Below are 23080 nucleotides of genomic sequence, written 5' to 3'. Positions count from 1 at the left end.
TTTTAGCTTCCTGCTATAATATGGGCAGAACAGAGCATACGGAAAAATAACCGAATGCTCTTAGAAGAACGGAGAAAAAGTGAGGGAAAAATGATGAAAAAGCCACTGATTGGAATTGCTGCAAATCTTTCTTATGTTGATATGGGAAACAGAGGCAGCTCGGCACGTAACTATGTTGGTACAACTTATGTAAAGAGCGTGGAAATGGCTGGTGGTGTACCGGTGATCCTGCCAAATCTTCAGGATGCAGCATTGCTGGAACGTCAGGTTGAAATGCTCGACGGCGTTATTTTGTCCGGAGGAGCAGACTTGGACCCACGCTTATATGGAGAACAGCCAATCGATGAACTTGGCTTTGTTAATCTGGAAGTAGACCAGTTCTATCTGGATCTGATCCACACCTGTGAAAAACTGGGTAAACCGGTTCTGGGTATCTGCAAAGGCTGTCAGGCAGTCAATGTAGCATACGGCGGAACCCTTTATCAGGACCTGAAAGCACAGGGAGCAACCAAATTTAAACATGTTGGAGATGCTCCAGGCAGATATCCATGTCATATGGCAAAAATCAGCGAGGAAAGCAAATTCCTTTCTTTCCTGCCTCAGCAGGTAGATGTTAACAGCTTCCATCATCAGGCAGTAAAACAGGTTGCAGACGGATTTACTGTTGCAGCAACTGCACATGATGGTGTCATCGAAGCAATTGAAAGAATGGAACCAACACCAGTGATCGGAATTCAGTGGCATCCAGAAGCAATGACAGCTGGCGGCAACGAGCAGATGAAGAGTCTGTTTGAACATTTCTTTGCTCTGTGCAGCAAATAAACTAAGAATGAAAAAGGTGGAAAATCTGATCTTCAGATTTTCCACCTTTTTTGTGTGAAATATTTATCCATACGAAGTGCTGTGCTATAATAAAAATATCGGGAGGGTGATGGAAAGTGGAATGGTTTGAGGAAGTAAAAGCAAAACAAAAGCGGAAAAATAAAGTTTTGTTTTCAAAGGAAAGCTCCTGTTTGCAGGAATTGAGCTGGCTTCTAACCCGGCAAAACCGCAGGGTAGTGGTTTTGTGGGGAATGGAGCTTGCTTCTCAGGGAGTACAGGTTTTGACCAATCGCTATCCAGAAGACCTCCGCCCAGAACAGATGATAGAGCTGTGCAGTCTGTGGTCAGAGGGGAAGATCAAAATGCCGCAGGCAAAACAGGCAATCCTGCAGGTGCATGCGATGGCGAAGGAGCTGAACAGCCCGGAAGAGATCGCTTTGTGTCATGCAGCAGCACAGGGATGTTCGGTGATTCATACGCCAGGACATGCGCTGGGATATCCCATTTATGAACTGACGGCATTGGTACATCGATATGGTATCGAACATTGTATTCAGCCGGTGGAAAAGCGTTGTGCAGAATATGTCCAGCGGCTGTTATTCTGGGAACAGCAGGAACCAACCCTCCAGAGAGAGTGGGCATCCTTTTTAAAATAAGGAGGAAAAAAGATGAGACGGGTATTTTCTATAATCACAGCGGCTATCGTCCTTGCAGGTGTGGCCGGATGTTTTTCAGGATGTGGACAATCGGTGCAGGGAACAGATGAAAAGGTTGTTGTCGCCCAAAGCAATCAGGAAAATAATACAGTGCTTTCTTTCCCAGCTTATGATGAGGAAACATATCAGGAAAAGTTTGGTATCGAGCCGTTTGAGATTTCCCTTGCTTTGCCTGAAGGCTGGGAGATAAAAAATCCGGAAGATAAGGAAAAGAGAGAACAGGAAAGTTATGGCATGCTGATTTCGACAGTGGAGCTGTACGCAGATGGGCAATATGCAGGTGTGATTGCCTGCAATACCTATGAACCAATGGAGAATGTACCGGAAGAGGATTATTACAAGGTAGTTTATTCCGGAATCCGTTTGGGCAGTCTTTACGCATGGGAGATGGACCCATATACTCCGATTGCTTCCGGAGAAACATGGGAAACCGCCCTTGCAACGGTGCGATATAAAGATCCAGAGCAGATGAATAGTGGAAAATCTGCTGCCGAAATCCCGGATATCGAAGTGCCGGGCATTGTTTCCTATGACGACAGCCGTCATGTTTATATTGCCATCCAGTTTGCAGAAAACAGTGCTTCCTCAGAGGAAATAGAAGAAATTGCAAAAAGTATTGTATTTGAGTAAATAAGAAAAGGGATTTCACCAGTTCGGTGAAATCCCTTTTGCATTACAGGATAATATTTTTCTGATTTCCAGAAAGGAAAGCTTCAATGTTGTCGAACACAATATCAGCTCTTGCAATCATCGACTCAGCAGAAGCAAAAGCAACGTGTGGGGTAACAATGGTGTTTTTGCTGTGCAGCAGAGGATGATCGGTATCGAGTGGTGGTTCTTTTTCGAATACATCGATTCCGGCACCGGAGAGATAACCGTTGTTCAATGCATCTGCCAGAGCCTGAGAATCTACGACTGGTCCGCGGGCTGTGTTGATCAAATATGCACCTTTCTTCATCTTGGAGATGGTCTGCGCATTGACGAGGTGTTTGGAGTCTTCGTTGATTGGACAGTGAAGGGATACGATGTCCGAGCGGGAAAGCAGCTCATCCAAGGAAACAAATTCGATAAAGGAAGGTTCGTCCCCTTTTACATGGCGTTTGTATCCCAGTACCTTGCAGCCGAAAGCATGGCAAAGTTCAGCAGTGCGGCATCCGATAGCACCGGCACCTACAATTCCAACCGTTTTGCCGCGAAGCTCACAGCCGACCAGACCATCTTTGGTTTTGCCTTCCCGGCATCTTTCTTCCACCTGCGGAATGTTGCGCAGCAGAGAAAGCATCATACACAGTGCAATTTCGGCAACTGCCTGAGTGGAATATCCGGCAGCATTGCTTACCTTAACTCCCATTTCCTTGGCAGCAGCAAGGTCGACGTGGTCAACACCAGTAAAGGCGACATCGATGAATTTTAAGTTTTTGCAGGCGCGGATGACTTCTCCGGACAGAGGCATATTTGCGATCATCAGGATGTCGGCATCTTTGGCGTGCTCAATCTGCACCTTAGGGTCGGTATCCTTAGGATAATTTTCAAAGGTATGACCCTTTGCTTTAAGCTTCTGAGCATATTGATCGAGTATTTCCTGGGAAATACCCAGAGATTCCAGCAGAACAATTTTCATTGAGATCCCTCCGTAACATTGATATAAAAGCTGTTGATTGTTTTCATTATAGTTCGTTTTGTATGGAATGTAAATATGAAGCAGAAAAAAGGGGATTGACTTCCAAGGATTTTTCTGTTACAATCAACAGGCATTATCAGGATGCTTCGTTTGGTACATTATCGCTAACAAGTGTATAACTTGTTGGCGATTTTTTTATGCCAAAATTGAAGGAAATAGAAGATTAGGAGGATTTTTTGTTTATGTCAAAACAGGAAAGATATCAGGAAAACAGTTTTCTTTCCGGTCCGATTGCGGCCCCACTCATCTATTTTGCACTTCCACTGATGCTTTCACTGCTGCTGCAGGCTTTGTACGGCGGGGTGGATCTGGCAGTAGTAGGACGTTTTTCTCCGACCGAAAGTGTTTCGGCGGTTGCAACCGGAAGTCAGGTGATGCAGTCGGCAACAGTAATTGTAACGGGCTTAACTATGGGTGTTACAGTACTTCTGGGAAAAGCAATGGGAGCACAGAAGCCAGAAGAAGCCGGTGATATCGTAGCAGGACAGATTAAATTGTTTGCGCTGCTTGCAATTTTTATGACAGCGTTTATGATTTTGTTTGCTCCGCAGGCTACAAAGTTGATGAATGTTCCGGCAGAAGCAGTGGATGAAACAGTTCGCTATATCCGTATCTGTTCAGGCGGAATGATCTTTATCACAGCCTACAATGGAATCAGCGGTATTTTCCGTGGAATCGGAAATTCCCGCTCGCCATTTTTGTTTGTACTGATTGCATGTATTGTCAATATTGTTCTCGATTTGCTGTTTGTCGGTGTATTTGACATGAAGGCATCGGGAGCAGCATTTGCGACGGTAATTGCACAGGCAGTCAGTGTAGCGTTTTCGATTGCCTTTATCCGAAAAAATCCGCTGCCATTTACAGTAGAGAAGGAAAATTTCCAGAGAGAACACAAAATCAAATCCATTTTGAAGGTCGGAAGCCCGATTGCTTTACAGGACTTTCTAGTCAATATTTCCTTTTTGATCATTACCAGCATTGTAAATTCTCTGGGGCTGGTTGCTTCCGCTGGAATCGGCGTGTCGGAGAAGCTGTATGTCTTTTTGTCTATCGTACCGATGGCATTTATGTCGGCGCTCTCTGCCTTTGTTGCACAAAATATCGGTGCAGAACAGCCAGAACGAGCAACACGTTCACTGTTTATCGCACAGAGAATTTCGCTGCTCTTTGGTGTGGGAATGTTCCTGCTGACCTTCTTCCAGGGAGGACTTTTAGGTTCCTTGTTTGCAGATGATCCAGCAGTTATAGCGGCAACCGCAGAGTATCTGCATGGAAGCTCCTTTGAGTATCTGATGATCCCGCTGACCTTCTGCTTCCTGGGTTATTTTAACGGCAGGGAACACACCACCTTTGTTATGGCACAGGGACTGGCAGCGGCATTTCTAGTTCGAGTTCCGTTATCCTATCTTTTCAGCCGTTTGCCGAATACCGGAATGTTTTTAATCAGCCTTGCAGTTCCGATTTCTGCAGTGGCAAATCTGCTGTTGTGTGTTGGATATTTCCTGATATTAAAAAGGCAGGATGCTCGTAAGGAAAAATTAACCTGATAAAAATTGAAAAAGAAGCACTGCCTTTTTGGCAGTGCTTCTTTTGTTAGGCTTTATTTAAAAACCGTACAGCGAGAGGACAAATCGTAAGGTACATAATCAGGGAAAACATATCGGGAAGTATGCCAAGGTAGGGAAAAGGAAGCAGAGAAAATATAACACGACTCAGCCACAGAACAGGAATAGGAAGCAGAAGCCACATATTTTTTGCAAACCATCGGCGAAGCATCCGATTTTTGCTCTGAGAAAGATCGAAGCAATGCCAAACCCCTACTGCAAGTACAAGGGCAAGAAGCTGAAGAATTAATCCGGGAAGGAGCATGATGTACCTTTGATACTCTTTCCATAATAATGCAGAGAGGAGAAGTCCCACAGCATCCAGAAAGGTTGCAAGGAGAAAAAATTCTGTGATGTGACGGCTTTCTTTCTTTTTAGGATTGTTTTCAAAAGAAGTTTTGCCACAAGAAACAGGTGAAGCAATCTCCGTTACAGAATCATCGATCAGATAATCGGTCGTCACTGAAAATATTTTTGCAAGTTTTAGTATTTTATCAAGTTCCGGTTGAGATTCATCCCGCTCCCAAAGGGAAACTGCCTGGCGGGAAACGGAGAGCTTTTCTGCCAGTGTTTCCTGTGACCAGTTTTGCTTTTTTCGCAGCAGCTGTATTTTTTCGCCCATTGTCATAAAGAACACCTCTTGTCTTTTGGTTTAAGCAGAGTATATCAAACCTATCACCTAAAAACAACAAAGAGTTCCTTCCTTTTACCGCAAGCATTGCTTGCAGCGTAAAAAATCGCAGGATAAAGCCGATTTTATTAGTTTAATACCCAAATACCGAGATTTAAATATCCGGCAAAAACCAGCCATAAAAGATAGGGAATCTGCAAGTAGGCAGCGGTGTGACTGATCCGTTCAAAGGAGCGAATCATTTTGTATACAAGAAAGATTAACAGGAGCAGCCAGAAAAAAGCAAACAGATACCAGGCAAAGCGGAAAAACAGAATGGACCAGAAGAAGTTTACCAAAAGCTGAGCAAAATAAAGCAAAAGCGGAGTGGAGAGCAAAGCTCCTTTAATCGAAAAGGTCTGAGTCAGTTCTTTTAAGATAAGCCAGGACGAAATTGCCATCAAAAAGAACAGGATTCCCCACACAATTGGAAAGACAATTCCGGGAGGAGCAAGCGGCGGCTTTGCCAGATTGGGATAACTTTCCATGCCGTTTTTGGAAAGCAGGGAAGAAAGTCCGCTGGTCAAAAAGACCAGAGCAAGGCTTGCAATCAACGAAATAATGGATTGTTTTTTAGTCATAATCTTCACCTCGAATAAAATTTAAAAAGGACTCAAAGAAATCTTTGGCTTTTCTTGCAGTATTATTTATAGTATAATAAAGGAAATTTATGACAGAGGTGAAAGTATGGCAAGAGAAGATTTTTTAAAGCGCCAGATGGAAGGCTTGATTCGGGTTTATGCAAAATTGCTTTTCAATAAAGAGTATAAGGGTGAGGAGTGGGAAGAACTAGTTCCAACCACGCCGCAGGGGGAACCGATTTCTTTGCAGGATGATCTGGACCGGATGCTCTCGTTAGGGGAGATCGGTCAGGCGGAAGACCTGCTGTTTGAGGTGTTGGAAGAAGCGGTTGAAGAAAAGGTCAGCCGCAGAGAATGTGAGGAGCTGGTCACCTGGTTTTATGAACAGCTGACCAGAATGAGTGACGAGGAGCTGCATCGTGGAGACTTTAGCAGAGAGGAAATCATCGACGGACAGGCGCAGGCACTCTTCCTGTGTATCCAGACGGAGTATTGATCGTCCGATTTTATATAGCTGCATCTCCTTTTTAGGATTTACGGCGTTGTTTCTGCCGCTGTATGACAGATTGCTGAAAAACATTCCTTTGGCACAGACGCGCTGTCTTGTTGTAGGGGGTATCCTGCTTGGAATTTTGCTTTTGATACAGCTGGTACGATTTGTCTTTCGGAAAAAAAGAAAGATCATGGCTGTTTTGTCATTGAGCCTTTTGACCGGATGTGTCTCCATTTTGTGTCATTTTGCTTCTCTGGAACAGCTCCTTCCAAACATTCAACCATTTGATGGGCAGAAGGTGGAAATCTGTGCCGAGGTGCTGGAATGGGATGTTACAGACTATGGAAGCAAATATCTGATCCGGACAAGGGAAGGAAGTGCTGTTCCAAAGGGAGTCAAAGCAAGGCTGTACAGCTTTCTGGAACCGGTTGCGGATGAAGGGGATGTTGTCCGGTTTTGTGTGCCGCTTGAAACCGAAATAAAGAATTATGATCGAAGCCGGGGAATTTTCTTTTATGCCTTTGGTGGAGCAGAGCCAATTGAACGAATACAGGAACGGGAAACGATACGCGGAAAGATTATCAGCAAGACAGAACAGCTTTATCAAAGTCCAGTGTTGGGTGTTGTGGAAGGCGTTTTGTTTGGAGAAAAACAAAATCTGGAGGAACCAATCCGCCAGATGATGGAAGGGGCAGGTTTGGTTCATATTCTCGCAGTTTCCGGTATCCATATCAGTCTGATGGCACTGTCCTGTACCAAGTTTTTGGAAATTTTTCGTTTGCCCAAAAGATACATTAAAATCTTGGTTCTGCTTCCAGTCTGGGGATATGTCGCATTGGCACAGTTTTCTCCTTCTGCGGTTCGTGCCGGCATCATGGCCTCCATTGCATCACTGGGGTGGCTTTTACAGCGGGATTCGGACAACCTCTGTGCTCTGGCAGCGGCAGCTATGGGAATTGTTGCAGTGTCTCCGTTTGCGCTTTACTCGGTTTCGTATCAGCTTTCCTTTGTGGTAACGCTGGGAATCATCCTGTGCACCTCACCGCTGTCTTTTATGTTACAGCAAACAAAAATCATGAGCTTTCTGCTGGGACGCTCTGCCAAACGAATGGAGCGGTTCTGGATGGGAGTCTGTTCGACGCTGGCAGCGTCAACAGCTGCAACCGTATTTGCCATGCCGGTTATGCTGTGGTATTTCCACTACACCGCAATTTGGGGAATTTTTGGATCATTATTTGCTTTATGGGCAGTTTCCCCCTTGATGATTTTGTCGATGCTTTCTATCCTGTTTGGAATGCTAGGGGATATAAGCGTTTTTGTGCTTGTTTCCAAAGTGACGGCGGGATTGGCAGGATTGTTTGCACGGTGGATTTTGCTGGTCAGTAAGGGAATTTCCCTGTTGCCGGGTGCATTGTTTTATTCCCATGCAGTCGAGCTTTTTCTGTGCGGCATTGTGGTGGCAGTGCTGTTTACCATGATGGCATATCGATTTGATGCTCTGTCATTTTTAAGAAAAAAGCAAAGGATGAAAAGCTTTTTTGTATGTGCAGTATTTTGTCTGTGCAGTGTAGGAGCAGTTTTGAAGCTCTCTTCCTATCATCAGCTTACTGTTTTCCGAACGGATCATGCCATGATTTTAACTAGAAATAATCAGGCTGCAGTTGTAGGGGATATTTGCAGCAGTTATGAAGCGGATGAAATCGAAACTATTCTGCGCTGTGAAGGTATTGGCCAACTGGAACTAATGTTGTGTGACAGCAAAGATACGGATGAAAGTCAGGGAATTGACCTTCTGCTGCAAAAGTTTCCGGTGAAAGTAGCGGCAATTCCGTCAGAAGGCAGTTTTAGCGCCCACATTGAAAAAGCACTGGGAAAACAGCCCATTGATCCGCAGAATCTGCAGGCGACTTTGCTGGGGAATGTCCAGATTTACAGCGGAGAAAATGGTGTGGAGATTGTTGCCGGAGAGAAAAAGCTGTTAAAACAGACAGGAAAATATGATATAATAAAACAGGATGCTCAAAATAGAGCAGATGTTGTGATGGAACAAGAGAATTGGCTGCTGTTGAGCCCAGAAGATAAAAATCTTGGAATTTTCAAGACACTGGAAGAATATCCGGTTGTAAAAATCAGAGTGCAGTAAGGAAAGGCAGGGATGCAGGATGATATTAAAAGAGGAAAGCCAGCTTTTACAAAATATTAAACTGGGACACCTTTATCGGGTATACCTGCTTTATGGGGAGGAAAAATATCTCAAGGAGATGTACCGGAAAAAGCTGGTTAAGCTTGCCTCTCCAGAAAACTTTGAGGAATTTAACTTTCACCAGTTTGACGGAAACGAACTTTCTGTGGACAGCCTGATTGAATCATGTGAAGCCATGCCGTTTTTGGCAGAGCAAAAGTGTGTTGTGGTTGATTCCTTTGATTTTGAGGGATTGAGTGCATCGGACAAAGAGAAGATTACGGCACTTTTGGAAGACCCTGTACCTACAACCGTATTGATTTTAGTGGTGGATAAGGAAGAATTTCTGCCGAAAAAGAGCGCAGGTGCAAAAAAACTGGTTGCATTGTGCGACAAAGCTGGCGCTGTGCTGGAATTAAAAAAGAGAGAGACCTCGGATCTGGTTCGATTTGTCCGTTCAAAACTGGAATCCAGAGGATGCACCATCACCAAGGATTGCTGTGACCTGCTGATTGAGCGCTGCGAAAAGGATATGCTTACCTTAAATGCGGAGATTGAAAAACTGGGTGCTTATGCAAGAGGAAGTGTGCAGCAGGATGATGGACAGCCAGTCGCAATTACTGTACAGATGATTGAAACGGTGACTTGCAAAACGGTCAGCGGATCGGTGTACGACCTTGCAAAGGCCATCCTTGCGGACCGATTTGAAAAGGCGATGCGAATTGTGGAGGATTTACTCTATCTTCGTTATCAGCCAACGGTTATTCTGGCGGCACTTTCCGGTGCTTATCTGGATCTTTATATTGCAAAGACAGCAAAAGCATCGGGAGCAGGTGAAGCGGAAATCAAGCAGAACTTTTCCTATAAGGGAAGAGATTTTGTAGTGCGAAACAGTCTTCGCGACTGTGGAAAGTACCCGCTTTCGACATTAAGGGAATCGGTGATTTATCTTGCCCAAACCGATCATAGAATGAAGAGCAGCCGTGCAGACAATGGGCTGCTTTTGGAACAGGCAGTGACCGAGCTGTTTTCGATTGCATCAAAGCATCGGAGCTAAAAAGAACAAAAGGAAGAGAAATTTATGATACATACCGACCGCGCAATAGTGGTGGAAGGAAAATATGATAAAATAAAGCTTAGTTCAATGGTGGATGGGGTTATCATCTGTACCGGAGGATTTCGGGTATACAAGGATAAAGAGATGCAGGCAATGCTTCGGGCACTGGCAAAAAAACAGGGCCTTGCGGTCCTGACCGATTCGGATACTGCTGGCTTTAAGATCAGAGGATTTCTGCGCAGTATCTGCGGAAAAGAAAATATTGTGGATGTTTATATCCCTGATCTTTATGGAAAAGAAAAACGCAAGGATCATCCTTCAAAAGAGGGAAAACTCGGCGTAGAAGGAGTTCCAGAAGAGGTTTTGCAGAAAGCATTTGCTGATGCTGGAATTGGTGCAGAACTTGTTTTGCAAAAGAAAGACCCCATTACCAAGATGGATCTGTTCGAGCTGGGACTCAGCGGCAGAGCAGAAAGTGCTCTGCGAAGAAAGCGGCTGATGAAGCACTTAACACTGCCGGAACACCTGACAACCAATGCTCTGGTGACAGTACTGGATGCGTTGATGAGCCGGGAAGAACTATTTTTAACTTGTGGGGAACTTTTTGAGGAAGAATAAAGACCATACTTTAAAGAGATCAAAGAAAGGGGAAGGTGCTGTTGGGACTTGATACGCTGACCTTTCTGTTTTTGTTTTTACCGGCATCCATGCTGGTATTTTATCTTTGTCCGTCTAAATATAAAAACGCCTCTCTGGCGGTTATGTCCTTATTGTTTTACGCTTCAAACGATTGGAAGAACCTTCCAATCCTTCTTTTATCCCTGCTTTTTGATTATCTGGTCTGCTCAAAGCTGGTTCGGTTTGGCAGTAACCAAAAAGGACGCAGGACAATTTTCTGGTCCAGTATCCTCAAAAATATTCTGCTGATGGTACTGGCAATGGCGATGATGGAGCTTGGCTGGATCACAATGCCGCTGGGATTATTGGTTTATACCGTTACTTCTATGGGATATGTCATCGATGTCTATAACGGAGACGAACGCTTTGACGGAAAGATCATGGATTACCTGCTGTTTACCTGTTTTTTTGCAAAGCTGTATGCAGGTCCGATTGTACAGTATTCTCAGCTTCGTGAGCAGTGGGAAAATCGGGATCTCAGCCTGGAAAGAATCAATACCGGGATGAAGCTGTCTGTTTCGGGGCTTGCAAAGCTTGTGATTCTGGCAGGAGGAAATATTCAGATACAAACTGCAATTCAGGAGATTACCCCAGGAGAAGAATCGGTTCTTTCCGTTTGGTTTTTGATTATTACCTCGACTTTTGCTCTTTATTATACATTGACCGGCTATTGTGATATGGCAAGAGGGCTTGGAAACCTTTTTGGAATGCAGCTGCCGGAAAACTTCCATTATCCATTCCAGTCCAGAACCGTTTCTGATTTTTTTAACCGTTTTAATATTACAGTAACCCAATTTATCAACCGGTATGTCTATGTATTTCTGGGAGGAGATACCAACGGTGTACTCTCAACCACTGTCAATACCTTGCTGACTACCATGCTGATGGGATTGTGGTTTGGAATCCGTTTAAACTATCTGGTTTGGGGAATTTATTTTGCCGGATTTATTCTTCTGGAAAAATATTTTTTGATGAAGTACCTTCAGAAGATACCACCGATCTTTGACCGGATGTATACCTTTGTGGTTGTTATGTTTTCCTTTACTATTTTTTCGGGAGACAGCTTAAAAACAACAGGCTACTTTTTGAAGAGCATGTTTGGATTAAATTCGCTTCCGATTTTTAACAACGCCATTCTCTACATCCTGTCTACAAATTATCTGGTTATCTTGCTGAGCTTTTTCTTTGCGACAAGTCTGCTTTCGCTGATTGGCAAGATGATCCGAAATAAGGTTTCTCACATTACAGAAATTGGAGGAACTGTTTTATATCTTGGCGTTTTTGTCGCCACTATTTCGTTTATGATTTAGGAAAGGAGAACAAACCCGATGAAGAGAAAAATCCTGCCCGGGATTATACTGGCATTGGCATTAGGTTCGGTTGGTGTTTGGGCATTGATAACAAACACAGGAAGCTTTCCAAAGTTTAACCGCTATTATCATCTGGACGACTATCTGGATGATCTTGAGGCAGCTTTGTCCCGAAGCATTCCTTTTTCTGACAACCTGTCCTCGTTGGCCATTGATCTGAAGATGAAGGGCGGAGCCAGAGAATTTGACAATATTTTTATCGGGGATGATATCCTGGTGGAAGATATCGGTTATCCGGATGAGGCGAAAACCGAGCAAAATATTCAGGCACTCACTCGGTTTTCGGAGAACAGTCGTATCCCAACCTACGTCATGTTGATTCCGACCAAATGCGCGATCAAGCAAAACGAGGTTCCACAGGCAGCTCCGCTTTTTAACCAGAAGCAATTTGTCGAGCAAAGCTATAATCGCCTGCTAGGAAAAGCAACAGTAGTGGACGTTTACCCCACTTTGTTTTCAAAACTGGATCAGGATTTGTATTATAAAACAGCTCCTGATCTGACCGCGCTGGGCGGATATTATGTCTATGAGGTACTTGCCCAAAGATTGGACAACACCCCAAAACCGCAGGAAGATTTTGATATTCAATATATTACCCACAGCTATTACGGAAAAACCTACCAGAAATCGGCATATAAGGATATCTCTCCGGATATTATCGCTTTGTATCGGTATCAGAAAAATAACCGTAACTATATTGTCACCCATAATGAAGAGTATCAGTATACCTACAATACCCTCTATCCGGAGCAGATGATGGAAGTGGGGGAGGATGACCTGAGCGTACTTTTGGGTGGGGATACTGGAGACATCACCATCCGCAGCAATCTGAAAAATGAAAACACACTGCTGATTGTGGGAGATGACAGCATCCTTCCGGTGATTCCGTTTCTGGCAGCACATTATTCTCAGATTCGTTTTATTGATCTGGAGCAGATGAGTGCGGAAGAAATCGAAAAAATCGATTGTTCCGATTACCAGAGAATGCTGATTTCCTATTCTGTGGATACCTTTATCCATCAGGATGTTGTACAGAAGGTTGTTTATTTAAATACCCAAGATCAGGAAGAGATGAAGACTATACAACAGGCGGTACAGCCATAGGATTATACGAATGAGACCTATGGCTGTACACGGGAAAATATTCGGACCTGTGAGTCAATCTCAAGATAGAGGTTGTTGTCTTCAAAAAAGAACAGTCCTCCCAGCACGCCCATGCTTCCTGCATCCAGCACAAATGCCTGAGGTTGCTGCCGGGTTGGAGAAGAAACAAGGGGAAGAGAAAGTTCATAAGGAAAGGAAAGCCCGTTCATGCAGATGAGGTTTTCTTTTATTTCCATCTGAATTTCAGGCTGATCCAAACAGATCCAGGTTCCGGGAAGAGTTGTTTCGGAGTCAGAGGAACTGTTAAAGATCACCACGATGATCATACAGATCAAAACAGCCAGACAAAGAATGAGCGCGGGAATATATTTTTTTCGATCTAAAATAAGCAGATTCATACGACACCTCCATTATTAAAAGTCAGGATAGTTTCATTTTATGCTTTGTACAGAGGTGTTTAGAAGGAGCAGAAGCATGGAAGAGCACAGAGAAAAGATTCTTCAGAGCAGAACACTGAAAAGAAAAGTCGTCAAACTGATTCTTTCTGTGTTGGGACAGGGAATTCGTGTTTGCAGAAATTTTGATGAGGAAGTTCGGGCAGAATTCGATTTACTACCCGAAAATTTTGTGCTGATTATCGGTATCTGGGGAAGCCGCCATCCGCTCATTTTGCAGAGCAGGAAGGACGGTGTTCACCGGATTCATGAATCTGTTTCCTCGCTGGTTAAAAAACTCTCTGTGCCGCAGGTTATCAGCCGCAGAGTTTCTCTGGAGCAGCCGCAGGAAACAAGAATGCTGGAAATTCGCTGTAAAAGTGTGGAGGCTGCCTGGAGGATGGTTACGGCAAAAGTTTCTTCCTCACAGGCATATGCGCGTCATGATCTGCTCATCAAGGGGGAAATTACCAAAGCGATGCAGATGCTTCGCTGTATTGAACGGGTAGAAAGTTATCTGTTTCCCAAAAGTATCGCAAAGCGTGTGTTGCCTCCTCAGCTAAAAATACCGCAAAAACGATGGAGGATGTGGATTCGGATGCTGCATGTAGGAAAGATAAAGCCGCAAAGGAGGAAACGTGCGTTATGATGCCAGAATACTTTGAGTTTTATAATCCAGTAAAGATTATGTGTGGGGAAGCAGCGCTGGAAAATATTCCCTATGAGCTGACCCGCCTGGGAGCCCACAAGATTTTTGTACTGATCAGCAGAACCATGCTCAACGACGGCATTTTGGAGCGGATTGGCGGGTTAGGAAAGGCTTTAATCGAAACAGATATCCCAAAAGATTCTTCCTTTGCGGTGGTCAAAAAACTTGCACAAAAGGCACTTGCTGCAGAATGTGATGGGGTGCTGGCTGTTGGAGGAGGTTCTGTCCTGGATACAGCGAAGGTGGTTCGTGCGCTGATTAGTCAGAGAAAAACAAATCCCAGAGAGCTGCTTGGAAACGAGTGGGTACAGAAAAGCAGCCGAATCATAGAAAGAATTCCTTTTATCATGGTGCCGACGACCTCGGGAACCGGTTCGGAATGTACATCGGTAGCGGTGGTGCAGGACGAACAGACTCACATCAAGCATGAGATTATCTCAGATCAGTTTTTGCCTGATGCAGCAGTACTTGACCCAAGATGTACAGAAAAGCTCCCACCGAGGCTGACAGCCTCCTGTGGGATGGATGCATTGTGTCACGCAATTGAAGCATATACAGGTCTGCAGAAAAATCCTCTGTCAGATGCTTATGCCGTCAGTGCAGTCAAACTGATCGGCAAAAATCTGATTGCGGCGGTTCGGGAGCCGCAAAGTGAGGAGTACCGTATGTCGATGGCATGTGCTTCCACGATGGCAGGAGCATCCTTTTCCAATTCGATGGTGGGACTGTGCCACGCCATTGCCCACGCAATGGGAGCGGTCTGCGGTGTCCCTCATGGAGAGGCTGTTGGGATGATGCTTCCCAAAGTTATGCGGTGGCAATTGGATGCAGTCAAAGAAGAGTATGGGGAGCTTCTGTGCGCCTTCTGCGGTGTAGAGTACTATGCGGAGATTCCTTACCGCCAGAGGGGAGAAAAGCTGATAGAAGCGATTGAGGACACACTCAATCACCTCCATCAAAAATGTGGAATCCCGGTTTCGTTCAAAGATGCGGGAATTGGGCGCAAAGATCTGCGTCAGATTCTTGCAGTAACCATCAACGATGGTGCATCGCTGACAAACCCGAAACCAGCCGGACGGGAAGATATATGGAACATCCTGCAAAGTGCATTATAAAAAGAAAAACAAAGAGCTTTCCAGAAATGGAAAGCTCTTTGTTTTATGGGGTATTTTCAGATGAGAGAGGACTTAAGAGAGATCACAAATCCTCAAAACAGGGGAATCTGAAAAGGAGAAATCAAAAATAAAATTATGCCAGCTGTTTGCCAAGTTCACGGCACTGTTCTAATCCAGACTCGTCCGGGGTCTCATTGAGGATCAAGCCTTCGCCGGAAATGATCTCGGCACCAGCAAGAGAAGTACGTTCCTGCCAGTCACGCATCCACTGTCCGTCTCCCCAGCCATAGGAGCCAAAAAGGGCTACCTTTTTTCCGGAGAGTTTTGATTCCAACTCGGTGAAGAATGGTTCAAATTCCATTTCTTCCAACACTTCTCCACCCATAGCAGGGCATCCGAGCGCGAGGACATCAAAAGAAGCAGCTTCTGCTGCGCTGGTTTCTGATACGTTCAGAAGTGAAACGTCTGCGCCGGCATTTTTAGCACCTTCACTGACTGCTTCTGCCATCATTTTGGTGTTTCCAGTACCGGACCAATAAATAACTGCAACTTTACTCATAAAATAGACCTCCTAAAAGGAAACTGTATATGGGATTTTTTTACCAAATTGTGATAAGTAAGAGATTATGCTGCCTGTGGAACATTGCAGACCAGCTGTGGAAAAGGAGTACCTGCCATAAAGTTAGAAAACAAGATGGCACGGCACCGGTCAAACATGGCAAAGCATCGTTTGGCAGATTCCACATCATGGTATACCTTCCAGTATCCGCAAAGTTTGCATCCTTCTCCTTTATAGCGGCGAAAATCGATCACGTCCTCCAGTGGATAACCAAGGAAGATACCGATCTCGTGAGGGAAACCATCTGAGGAAAGCAAGCGTTTTCTTAAATGTGCAATCATCTCATTAAGATAGAACCTGCCCTCTAAAGGATAACCTTCTTCGGAGAGAAGGGAATGAACTGCAGGATTTTGCAGTTGCTTTGCAAGCATTGCAGGACGATAGACCAGCAGAAGCCAGCGGTGTCCGCATTCACAGACGATATCAAGCGAAACTCCCTTCGGTGCAAGGATGTCAGAATAGGATTCAATCAACATCGGAAGATCGGGATAATCTGCTTTTGAAAGAGAAAGCAGATTGGCGGGTTTAAGCCCACTTAATGTTGGGGAACAATGACAAATCAGCGCTTTTTCAAAAGCAAACATAAAACCACTCCTTTTTTGATTAGCATAAGCTAACTTTACTTGAAAAAGAAAAGAAGAAGTTGTCTTCTTCCATGCAGATCATAAATTCCATAAAGGTTAGCAGTAACTAACTTGCATATATAATATACCATTTTTGTTTTGTTATGTCAAGCATTATTGGTTAGCGATAGCTAATTTATTTTATATAAAAAGGTTCTCCGGGATTTCCCGGAGAACCTTGGAAGAGATCAGGAACTGTATGTGTTGGTACTGTTCTGGCGTTTTGCTTCCATCGCCTGTTCCACCATCATATCCTTAATCTTCATCAGACGAGCCAGGTTACCACGTTCGTTTTCATCCAGCTTCATCTTGATGTATTTAATTGTTTCCTGCAAGTCTGGGATCTGAACATACTCCAGAGCGTTTACACGACGGCGGGTACGTTCGATTTCCTCAGCGATCATCTGTGCGCTTTTTTCAATCTGCGCCAGTTCCAGAAGATGCGGGAGAACATTTTTGACAGCAGCTACCGAGTCGTCCAACTCACCGGAGGTGGAAACGAAACCGTAGGAGTAAATGTCGCTGTCAGAATTTTCAGAAGCGATAAACTCAAAGGAAGGAACAGTAACGCTCATAACGTTGCGTTCACCAACTTCAAGGTCAATGCTCTGTTTTGGAAGCATCAAAGCTTCTTCCAGCATCTGTGGGCTCATGACCGCACTTGCAACCACAAAACCGCCGTAGATGTCGCTGATTTCTTTTTCAACCTGTTCGCGAAGTTCCTTGTTCTTGCGGACAAGATCCAGGAATTTCTTCATCAGGTCATCTCGTTTGTCCTTCAGCAGCTTGTGGCCGCGGATGGAGGTTGCGAGACGTTTTTTCAGACGAGTCATCTCCATACGGGTAGGGTTGACGTTAATCAATGCCATTCTTTACCCCTCCTTATTTGTCTTTTTTCGGAAGGTATTTTTCAATCATCTCTGGCTTGATACGTTTGAGCTCGGTTACCGGCAGGATGGAAAGCAGTTCCCAGCCGATGTCGAGGGTTTCCTCGATGGAACGGTTGGTGTAATAACCCTGGGAAACATAGCGTTTTTCAAATTCATCCGCAAATTTTGCGTACAGAAGGTCGGTTTCGGAAAGAGCAGCTTCACCCAGAATGCTCATCAGCTCTTTTGCGTCTTTACCACGGGAGTAAGCAGCAAACAGCTGGTTGAGGGTGCCGGAATGGTCTTCACGGGTCTTGCCAACGCCGATACCTTTATCCTTCAGACGGGACAGAGAAGGCAGTACGTCGATTGGTGGAGTGATATTCTTGCGGTACAGTTCACGGGACAGAATGATCTGACCTTCGGTGATGTATCCGGTCAAGTCAGGGATTGGATGGGTCTTATCATCTTCCGGCATGGAGAGGATTGGAATCATGGTGATGGAACCTTCAGAGCCCATCTTTCTTCCAGCTCTTTCATACAGGGTAGCAAGGTCAGTGTAAAGGTAACCTGGGTAACCACGACGGCCAGGAACCTCTTTACGAGCAGCGGAAACCTCACGGAGAGCCTCTGCGTAGTTGGTAATATCGGTCAGGATAACCAGAACGTGCATGTCCTTCTCGAATGCCAGGTACTCAGCAGCAGTCAGAGCCATACGAGGAGTGGAAATACGCTCGATCGCAGGGTCGTTTGCAAGGTTCATGAACATAACGGTACGGTCGATAGCGCCGGTCTTGGTAAAGTCCTTGATGAAGAAGTCAGCTTCTTCGAAGGTGATACCGATAGCAGCGAATACTACAGCGAACTTATCGTTTGCATTGAGTACCTTTGCCTGACGAGCGATCTGTGCAGCCAGTTTTGCATGCGGCAGACCGGAACCGGAGAAGATAGGAAGCTTCTGACCACGAACCAGTGTGTTCAGACCGTCGATAGCGGAAATACCAGTCTGAATGAACTCGTTAGGATATACACGAGCAGCAGGGTTCATTGGAACACCGTTGATATCGATTCTCTTGTCAGGAATGATTTCCGGACCGCCATCGATTGGACGTCCCATACCGGAGAATACACGTCCGAGCATATCTTCGGATACTGGCAGCTGAAGACCATGACCGAAGAAACGAACCTTACTGTCACGCAGGTTGATACCTGCGGAGTTTTCGAACAGCTGAACAACAGCGTTGCCGCCGTCTACTTCCAGAACTTTACAACGACGGATATCGCCGCTTGGAAGTTCGATTTCACCCAGCTCATCGTAGGTGACACCTTCTACGCCGGATACCATCATCAGAGGACCTGCGACTTCTCTTATGGTGCGGTATTCTTTTAACATTATGCAGATACCTCCTCAGAAACGACTTTTGCAACGGACGATTCAATCTCAGCTAATACGTCGTTGAAGTAAGCATTGAACTGATCTTCTGGAACATATTTAGCACGAGCGATCTTCTCGGATACTGGCAGCGAGAACAGTTTTTCAACTTTTACGCCGCTGTTGAGGGCATTTTTGCACTCTTTGGAGAAGGTCAGAATCATCTTGAGCATCTTGTACTGCTTGTCATTGGAGGTATAGGTATCAGCATCGTCGAATGCGTTCTGCTGTAAGTAGTCCTCACGAACGGAACGAGCAGCTTCCAGAGTCAAACGGTCAGGAGCGGACAGAGAATCGTAACCAACCAGTTTAACGATTTCTTCCAGTTCGGATTCCTGCTGCAGCAGAAGCATTGCATCATGATGCAGGCTGGACCATTCGTCGGAAATATTTTTGTCCATCCACTCGCCGATCTGATCCTGATACAGAGAATAGGAAGTCAGCCAGTTGATAGCAGGGAAGTGACGTTTGTAAGCAAGCGAGGAATCCAGACCCCAGAATACTTTAACGATACGCAGAGTAGCCTGTACAACAGGGTCGGAGTTATCGCCGCCTGCAGGGGATACAGCACCGATAGCGGTCAGGGAACCTTCACGGCCATCGGAACCTTTACAGATAACGCGGCCAGCACGTTCATAGAACTGTGCCAGACGGGATGTCAGGTAAGCAGGGTAACCTTCTTCACCAGGCATCTCTTCGAGTCGGCCGGACATCTCACGGAGAGCCTCAGCCCAACGGGAAGTGGAGTCAGCCATGATAGCAACGGAGTAACCCATGTCGCGGTAGTACTCAGCGATGGTAATACCGGTGTAGATAGAAGCCTCACGAGCAGCTACTGGCATATCCGAAGTGTTTGCGATCAAAACGGTACGGAACATCAGGGATTCGCCAGATTTAGGGTCTTTCAGTTCTGGGAACTCGTTCAGTACGTCGGTCATCTCGTTACCACGTTCGCCGCAGCCGATGTAAACTACGATATCTACGTCGGACCATTTTGCAAGCTGATGCTGTACAACAGTTTTACCGGAACCGAATGGTCCAGGAACTGCAGCAGTACCGCCTTTTGTGATTGGGAACAGGGTATCAATAACACGCTGACCGGTAATCATCGGGATGTCTGGAGAAAGTTTTTCAGCATATGGACGCTGTACACGAACAGGCCATCTCTGAAGCATGCAGACATCATGAATGTTGCCGTCTTTATCTTTTACTTTTGCGATGGTTTCGGTGATGTTGTAGCTGCCGGAGGTAATCTCAACGATTTCACCTTCAACATCTTTTGGAACCATGATCTTGTGGGTAACGATGGAGGTTTCCTGTACGGTACCAAGTACATCGCCCATTACAACATGGTCGCCAACTTTAGCAGTTGCAACAAAATCCCATTTCTTTTCATGGTCCAGAGAAGTAACATCGATACCTCTGGTGATGTTGCTTCCGGTCATTTCTCTGATCTTGGTCAGAGGACGCTGGATACCGTCAAAGATACTGGTCAGTACACCTGGAGCCAGCTCAACAGACATAGGGAAACCGGTGGTTTCTACCAGGTCGCCAGGACCGATACCGGCAGTTTCCTCGTAAACCTGAATGGATGCCTTGTCATCTCTCATTTCGATGATTTCGCCGATGAGCTTCTGCTTACCAACACGAACTACGTCACCCATATTGGCGTCACGCATGTTTTCTGCAACGATCAGCGGACCGGCAACCTTAACAATTTTGCCTTGGCTCAATATTTTCACCTACTTTAAAATCAGTCTCCGCAAAACACCGTTTGCGGCTTCCACCAAAACGTGGAAGAAGTGTTAAAATTAATCTTCATTAAAGAGAATGTCTGCGCCAACAGCTCTCTCGACGTTCTTCTTGACATTTTTGATGCCAATTCCAAGGCTGCCGTCCTTGCCCGGGATCGGGATGATCGCCGGTGTTGGGCTTTCCTTGTACTCGTCAATAATTTCTGGAATCTGGACATAAGCCTGCTCGGTGATAAAGATGATGCCATAATCACCTTTGCACAGAGTGTGCATTACGTCCTGGATTTCCTGCTGTGTGGTGGCCATGAAAACTTCAAAACCTACCGACTTGAAGCCGAGGACGCTGCCTTTGTCGCCGACAACTGCAATCTTTTTACGCATATGTATCCCTCAGCCTTTCCGTAATTTTGTCCGGATCTACGCCGGCGATCTTGGAAGCCATGACAATACGGATTGCCTGCGACTCGTTTTCCTTTGCAACCAGGTAGGAAAGAACCGGCTCAATGCCAAATGGAATAAAGCGGGATTCTTTCAGGACGCTGACCATGAAGTTGTCGCACAGTTTTTCGAAATTGGAAAGTGTGCCCTTGTTCTTGACAGCGTCGTATGCACCGGAGAGTGCTGGTCCGTATGGGGTGGAATCGAGCATCTCAAAGAAATCGTCAAAGCTCTTTAAGAAGAGATCAAAATAACGTTCTGTCGGGATGCTGCCGCCCTGTGCGAGGACTTCTTTCAAGAAGTGAAGATCCTGTCCGATTCGTTTAATACGAATAAAGGAACGGATGTTCGCGATATCGATATTTGCGTCAACCAGACGGGTCAGGAATTTGCTTTTGTACTGTTTTGCAAGAGCGGACATGCTCTCCAGAACAGCGCGGTCAATGATAACATCCACAAGCTGTGGGTCATTGAGTTTTGCCAGGGAATCTCTTGCCTGGATGGCAGCTTCTGCCAGTTTTGGTTCCAGTGCACCAAAGTCCCCGTCACGAAGTCCGTTGACCAATGTTTTTGCATCAACGGTACCCAGTGGGATCATCAGGTCTTCCGGCTGATCCTGAACGGAACTTTGGGAAGCGTGTGCCTTAATCAGTGTTTTCAGATTATGGCCGTCGTATTTGTAACGGAAAATTTTGAACATTTCCGGGTTCGGAGATGCTTTTTCCAGACGCTCATAGGTAGCAGAAAGCTCCTGAGTCAGCGCAGATTCGAAATCCCTGTAATCATAGTCTACACCGATTCCGGCATCAGTTACCGTTTTGTAGGCTTCCTCAGCAGTTGCAGCAGAGATCATCTTGTGCAGTGCCTGAGTGCCGATCATGCGGGTTTCCTGTGCACGAATGTTGGCAGACAGATAAAGATACTCAGTATCCTTTGTTTTTTTCAAACCGTGCACCTCCTTACGCATGCTTCTTGTGTGATAAAAATTATTCGGTCAGGACCTTGGCAACTTCGCCTTCCAGTTCATCGCGGATATTTTTTACAAGAATTTCGTAAGAAAGGTTTGTTTCGATGCTTCCTTCTGCCAGGATCATGCCGCCCTGCATCGAGCCAGCATCAGCAGAAAGGGAAACGGAGTAGTTTTTGTTTGCAGCCTGGAGTTTGCGGGAGATTTCGCTCACCAGTTTTTCTCCAAAAGCAGCTTTATCTTTTTCATTGAGGATTACTTTTGCGTCCGCAGACAGATATTTAACCGCTGCATCAGAAAGCAGTGTGACCTGTTTGTCAGCATCCTGTGCGCAAAGAACCTCAAGAGATTTCTGGAAAGCCTGTTCGATTGCTTCCCGTTTATACTGCAGCATCAGGTTTCTGCGGATCAGTCCCGACTGGGATTCCACACGTTCTGCGATGACAGAAGCCTGTTTCTGAGCCTGTGCCTGCGCGTCCTGCATGATTTTGTCCGCCTGTGCCTGATAATCGCTTACGATCTGCTGTGCTTCCTGCTGTGCTTCAGCAATCTTCTGCTCAGCGCTGAGCTTTGCATCATCAGCGATTTTCTTTACAATGCTTTCAATATTGTTCAACCGGTTTCACCTCGATTTCAAAGTTTTCCGGAAGGAATTAAGCGATGCTGCCAACGTTGATAACCAGCAGGATCGAGATCAGAAGACCAAGAATAGCGTATGTTTCTACCATAGCAGCGTAGATCATTGCTTTGGAAACTTCGCTTGGTCTCTTAGCAACAACGTTGATACCAGCAGCGGAAACGCGGCCCTGATGAATACCGGAGATCAGACCGGTCAGAGCACATGGCAGACAAGCAGCCAGAACGTACAGACCCTGGGAAGAAGTAAGAGGAGCAGTCTGACCACCCAGGAAGCCGCAGTTGAGCATTACCATGATACCAACCAGGAAGCCGTAAATACCCTGTGTACCTGGAAGAGCCTGAAGAATCAGGGTCTGACCGAATTTATCAGGGTCTTCTGCGATCAGTCCTGCAGCAGCCTCACCGGCAATACCTACACCTTTAGCGGAACCGATACCGCCAAGACCTACAGCGAGAGCTGCACCTAAAACTGCTAAAAAGTTACCAGAGAAAAAGAACTGAGCAAATGTTGTTGCTTCCATGA

General features: G+C 45.5%; 25 protein-coding genes. 12 read left to right on the top strand and 13 right to left on the bottom strand.

From position 1 onward, the window contains the following. Nucleotides 1–90: 90 nt before the first annotated feature. The 3 genes from BQ5375_RS13850 to BQ5375_RS13840 all read left to right on the top strand — a co-directional run bounded on the left by BQ5375_RS13850 (nucleotide 91) and on the right by BQ5375_RS13840 (nucleotide 2168). The gene (locus BQ5375_RS13850) at nucleotides 91–822 is read left to right on the top strand and encodes a gamma-glutamyl-gamma-aminobutyrate hydrolase family protein (RefSeq protein ID WP_022133274.1); all 732 of its coding nucleotides are present in this window, start codon (nucleotides 91–93) and stop codon (nucleotides 820–822) included. A gap of 116 nt (nucleotides 823–938) precedes the next feature. Then, the gene (locus tag BQ5375_RS13845) at nucleotides 939–1478 is read left to right on the top strand and encodes a putative immunity protein (RefSeq protein WP_022133275.1); all 540 of its coding nucleotides are present in this window, start codon (nucleotides 939–941) and stop codon (nucleotides 1476–1478) included. Between the two features lie 12 nt (nucleotides 1479–1490). Next, entirely contained in the window at nucleotides 1491–2168 is a 678-nt protein-coding gene (locus tag BQ5375_RS13840) for a hypothetical protein (RefSeq protein ID WP_022133276.1), read from the top strand. A 43-nt stretch (nucleotides 2169–2211) separates the two neighbouring features. Here the strand turns inward: BQ5375_RS13840 and BQ5375_RS13835 are convergent, their stop codons facing one another. Continuing rightward, nucleotides 2212–3159: a 2-hydroxyacid dehydrogenase gene (locus tag BQ5375_RS13835; RefSeq protein ID WP_022133277.1), complete on the bottom strand. Its 948-nt coding sequence runs from the start codon at nucleotides 3157–3159 to the stop codon at nucleotides 2212–2214. Between the two features lie 242 nt (nucleotides 3160–3401). Between BQ5375_RS13835 and BQ5375_RS13830 the strand changes: the two genes are divergently transcribed. Further along, on the top strand, nucleotides 3402–4766 hold the full coding sequence (locus BQ5375_RS13830) for an MATE family efflux transporter (protein WP_022133278.1): 1365 nt from the start codon (nucleotides 3402–3404) through the stop codon (nucleotides 4764–4766). 46 nt (nucleotides 4767–4812) lie between these two features. Here the strand turns inward: BQ5375_RS13830 and BQ5375_RS13825 are convergent, their stop codons facing one another. After that, the gene (locus BQ5375_RS13825; protein ID WP_076918084.1) at nucleotides 4813–5451 is read right to left on the bottom strand and encodes a helix-turn-helix domain-containing protein; all 639 of its coding nucleotides are present in this window, start codon (nucleotides 5449–5451) and stop codon (nucleotides 4813–4815) included. Nucleotides 5452–5582: 131 nt separating this feature from the next. Continuing rightward, nucleotides 5583–6074 carry a TspO/MBR family protein gene (locus BQ5375_RS13820; protein WP_022132766.1) on the bottom strand — a complete coding sequence of 164 codons (492 nt, stop codon included), beginning with the start codon at nucleotides 6072–6074 and terminating at the stop codon, nucleotides 5583–5585. Nucleotides 6075–6180: 106 nt separating this feature from the next. Between BQ5375_RS13820 and BQ5375_RS13815 the strand changes: the two genes are divergently transcribed. Genes BQ5375_RS13815 through BQ5375_RS13790 form a run of 6 tightly spaced genes read left to right on the top strand, consistent with a single transcriptional unit; the run spans nucleotide 6181 to nucleotide 12958 of the window. Continuing rightward, nucleotides 6181–6570, top strand: coding sequence for a DUF6483 family protein (locus tag BQ5375_RS13815; RefSeq protein ID WP_022132767.1), 390 nt, complete (start codon nucleotides 6181–6183; stop codon nucleotides 6568–6570). Next, nucleotides 6494–8710 (top strand): ComEC/Rec2 family competence protein, encoded by a 2217-nt coding sequence (locus tag BQ5375_RS13810; protein WP_159438044.1) that lies wholly within the window; start codon nucleotides 6494–6496, stop codon nucleotides 8708–8710. Before BQ5375_RS13815 ends, BQ5375_RS13810 begins: the two co-directional genes overlap by 77 nt. Nucleotides 8711–8729: 19 nt before the next feature. Beyond that, the gene (gene holA, locus BQ5375_RS13805) at nucleotides 8730–9806 is read left to right on the top strand and encodes a DNA polymerase III subunit delta (protein WP_022132769.1); all 1077 of its coding nucleotides are present in this window, start codon (nucleotides 8730–8732) and stop codon (nucleotides 9804–9806) included. 24 nt (nucleotides 9807–9830) lie between these two features. Further along, on the top strand, nucleotides 9831–10424 hold the full coding sequence (locus BQ5375_RS13800; RefSeq protein ID WP_022132770.1) for a ribonuclease M5: 594 nt from the start codon (nucleotides 9831–9833) through the stop codon (nucleotides 10422–10424). Nucleotides 10425–10465: 41 nt separating this feature from the next. Beyond that, nucleotides 10466–11794 carry an MBOAT family O-acyltransferase gene (locus BQ5375_RS13795; RefSeq protein WP_076918083.1) on the top strand — a complete coding sequence of 443 codons (1329 nt, stop codon included), beginning with the start codon at nucleotides 10466–10468 and terminating at the stop codon, nucleotides 11792–11794. Between the two features lie 18 nt (nucleotides 11795–11812). Next, the gene (locus tag BQ5375_RS13790) at nucleotides 11813–12958 is read left to right on the top strand and encodes a DHHW family protein (protein WP_076918082.1); all 1146 of its coding nucleotides are present in this window, start codon (nucleotides 11813–11815) and stop codon (nucleotides 12956–12958) included. A 17-nt stretch (nucleotides 12959–12975) separates the two neighbouring features. Here the strand turns inward: BQ5375_RS13790 and BQ5375_RS13785 are convergent, their stop codons facing one another. Further along, nucleotides 12976–13356, bottom strand: a complete 381-nt coding sequence (locus tag BQ5375_RS13785) for a hypothetical protein (RefSeq protein WP_022132773.1) — start codon at nucleotides 13354–13356, stop codon at nucleotides 12976–12978. Between the two features lie 76 nt (nucleotides 13357–13432). On the opposite strand from BQ5375_RS13785, the gene BQ5375_RS13780 reads away from it, so the two are divergent. Further along, entirely contained in the window at nucleotides 13433–14041 is a 609-nt protein-coding gene (locus BQ5375_RS13780; protein ID WP_022132774.1) for a hypothetical protein, read from the top strand. After that, nucleotides 14038–15216 (top strand): iron-containing alcohol dehydrogenase, encoded by a 1179-nt coding sequence (locus tag BQ5375_RS13775; RefSeq protein ID WP_022132775.1) that lies wholly within the window; start codon nucleotides 14038–14040, stop codon nucleotides 15214–15216. The genes BQ5375_RS13780 and BQ5375_RS13775 overlap by 4 nt, the downstream gene beginning before the upstream one ends. A 133-nt stretch (nucleotides 15217–15349) precedes the next feature. Here BQ5375_RS13775 and BQ5375_RS13770 read toward each other — a convergent pair whose 3' ends face one another. The 9 genes from BQ5375_RS13770 to BQ5375_RS13730 all read right to left on the bottom strand — a co-directional run bounded on the left by BQ5375_RS13770 (nucleotide 15350) and on the right by BQ5375_RS13730 (nucleotide 23078). Continuing rightward, a complete protein-coding gene (locus tag BQ5375_RS13770) occupies nucleotides 15350–15775 on the bottom strand; it encodes a flavodoxin (protein ID WP_022132776.1) in 426 nt (141 codons plus the stop codon). A gap of 65 nt (nucleotides 15776–15840) precedes the next feature. Beyond that, nucleotides 15841–16419 (bottom strand): DUF3793 family protein, encoded by a 579-nt coding sequence (locus tag BQ5375_RS13765; RefSeq protein WP_022132777.1) that lies wholly within the window; start codon nucleotides 16417–16419, stop codon nucleotides 15841–15843. A 227-nt stretch (nucleotides 16420–16646) separates the two neighbouring features. Further along, entirely contained in the window at nucleotides 16647–17327 is a 681-nt protein-coding gene (locus BQ5375_RS13760; protein WP_022132778.1) for a V-type ATP synthase subunit D, read from the bottom strand. 13 nt (nucleotides 17328–17340) lie between these two features. Then, nucleotides 17341–18720, bottom strand: a complete 1380-nt coding sequence (locus tag BQ5375_RS13755) for a V-type ATP synthase subunit B (protein WP_022132779.1) — start codon at nucleotides 18718–18720, stop codon at nucleotides 17341–17343. Then, complete coding sequence (locus BQ5375_RS13750) at nucleotides 18720–20492, bottom strand: V-type ATP synthase subunit A (RefSeq protein WP_022132780.1); 1773 nt, start codon at nucleotides 20490–20492, stop codon at nucleotides 18720–18722. The genes BQ5375_RS13755 and BQ5375_RS13750 overlap by 1 nt, the downstream gene beginning before the upstream one ends. 78 nt (nucleotides 20493–20570) lie before the next feature. Continuing rightward, nucleotides 20571–20894, bottom strand: coding sequence for a V-type ATP synthase subunit F (locus BQ5375_RS13745; protein ID WP_022132781.1), 324 nt, complete (start codon nucleotides 20892–20894; stop codon nucleotides 20571–20573). Further along, nucleotides 20887–21897, bottom strand: coding sequence for a V-type ATP synthase subunit C (locus BQ5375_RS13740; protein WP_022132782.1), 1011 nt, complete (start codon nucleotides 21895–21897; stop codon nucleotides 20887–20889). The genes BQ5375_RS13745 and BQ5375_RS13740 overlap by 8 nt, the downstream gene beginning before the upstream one ends. 40 nt (nucleotides 21898–21937) lie before the next feature. Then, nucleotides 21938–22534, bottom strand: a complete 597-nt coding sequence (locus BQ5375_RS13735) for a V-type ATP synthase subunit E (RefSeq protein ID WP_022132783.1) — start codon at nucleotides 22532–22534, stop codon at nucleotides 21938–21940. A 37-nt stretch (nucleotides 22535–22571) separates the two neighbouring features. Further along, entirely contained in the window at nucleotides 22572–23078 is a 507-nt protein-coding gene (locus tag BQ5375_RS13730; protein ID WP_022132784.1) for a V-type ATP synthase subunit K, read from the bottom strand. Nucleotides 23079–23080: the final 2 nt, after the last annotated feature.

Source organism: Negativibacillus massiliensis, from assembly GCF_900148495.1.
Classification (GTDB): Bacteria; Bacillota; Clostridia; order Oscillospirales; family Ruminococcaceae; genus Negativibacillus; species Negativibacillus massiliensis.
This window is presented reverse-complemented; position numbering and strand designations above follow the sequence as displayed.

Bases quoted from the DNA above. Each gene is read 5' to 3' on its own strand.
- BQ5375_RS13850 (WP_022133274.1), top strand. From the start codon at position 91: ATGATGAAAAAGCCACTGATTGGAATTGCTGCAAATCTTTCTTATGTT.
- BQ5375_RS13840 (WP_022133276.1), top strand. From the start codon at position 1,491: ATGAGACGGGTATTTTCTATAATCACAGCGGCTATCGTCCTTGCAGGT.
- BQ5375_RS13835 (WP_022133277.1), bottom strand. From the start codon at position 3,159: ATGAAAATTGTTCTGCTGGAATCTCTGGGTATTTCCCAGGAAATACTC.
- BQ5375_RS13830 (WP_022133278.1), top strand. From the start codon at position 3,402: ATGTCAAAACAGGAAAGATATCAGGAAAACAGTTTTCTTTCCGGTCCG.
- BQ5375_RS13825 (WP_076918084.1), bottom strand. From the start codon at position 5,451: ATGACAATGGGCGAAAAAATACAGCTGCTGCGAAAAAAGCAAAACTGG.
- BQ5375_RS13820 (WP_022132766.1), bottom strand. From the start codon at position 6,074: ATGACTAAAAAACAATCCATTATTTCGTTGATTGCAAGCCTTGCTCTG.
- BQ5375_RS13815 (WP_022132767.1), top strand. From the start codon at position 6,181: ATGGCAAGAGAAGATTTTTTAAAGCGCCAGATGGAAGGCTTGATTCGG.
- holA (WP_022132769.1), top strand. From the start codon at position 8,730: ATGATATTAAAAGAGGAAAGCCAGCTTTTACAAAATATTAAACTGGGA.
- BQ5375_RS13800 (WP_022132770.1), top strand. From the start codon at position 9,831: ATGATACATACCGACCGCGCAATAGTGGTGGAAGGAAAATATGATAAA.
- BQ5375_RS13790 (WP_076918082.1), top strand. From the start codon at position 11,813: ATGAAGAGAAAAATCCTGCCCGGGATTATACTGGCATTGGCATTAGGT.
- BQ5375_RS13785 (WP_022132773.1), bottom strand. From the start codon at position 13,356: ATGAATCTGCTTATTTTAGATCGAAAAAAATATATTCCCGCGCTCATT.
- BQ5375_RS13780 (WP_022132774.1), top strand. From the start codon at position 13,433: ATGGAAGAGCACAGAGAAAAGATTCTTCAGAGCAGAACACTGAAAAGA.
- BQ5375_RS13775 (WP_022132775.1), top strand. From the start codon at position 14,038: ATGATGCCAGAATACTTTGAGTTTTATAATCCAGTAAAGATTATGTGT.
- BQ5375_RS13770 (WP_022132776.1), bottom strand. From the start codon at position 15,775: ATGAGTAAAGTTGCAGTTATTTATTGGTCCGGTACTGGAAACACCAAA.
- BQ5375_RS13765 (WP_022132777.1), bottom strand. From the start codon at position 16,419: ATGTTTGCTTTTGAAAAAGCGCTGATTTGTCATTGTTCCCCAACATTA.
- BQ5375_RS13760 (WP_022132778.1), bottom strand. From the start codon at position 17,327: ATGGCATTGATTAACGTCAACCCTACCCGTATGGAGATGACTCGTCTG.
- BQ5375_RS13755 (WP_022132779.1), bottom strand. From the start codon at position 18,720: ATGTTAAAAGAATACCGCACCATAAGAGAAGTCGCAGGTCCTCTGATG.
- BQ5375_RS13745 (WP_022132781.1), bottom strand. From the start codon at position 20,894: ATGCGTAAAAAGATTGCAGTTGTCGGCGACAAAGGCAGCGTCCTCGGC.
- BQ5375_RS13730 (WP_022132784.1), bottom strand. From the start codon at position 23,078: ATGGAAGCAACAACATTTGCTCAGTTCTTTTTCTCTGGTAACTTTTTA.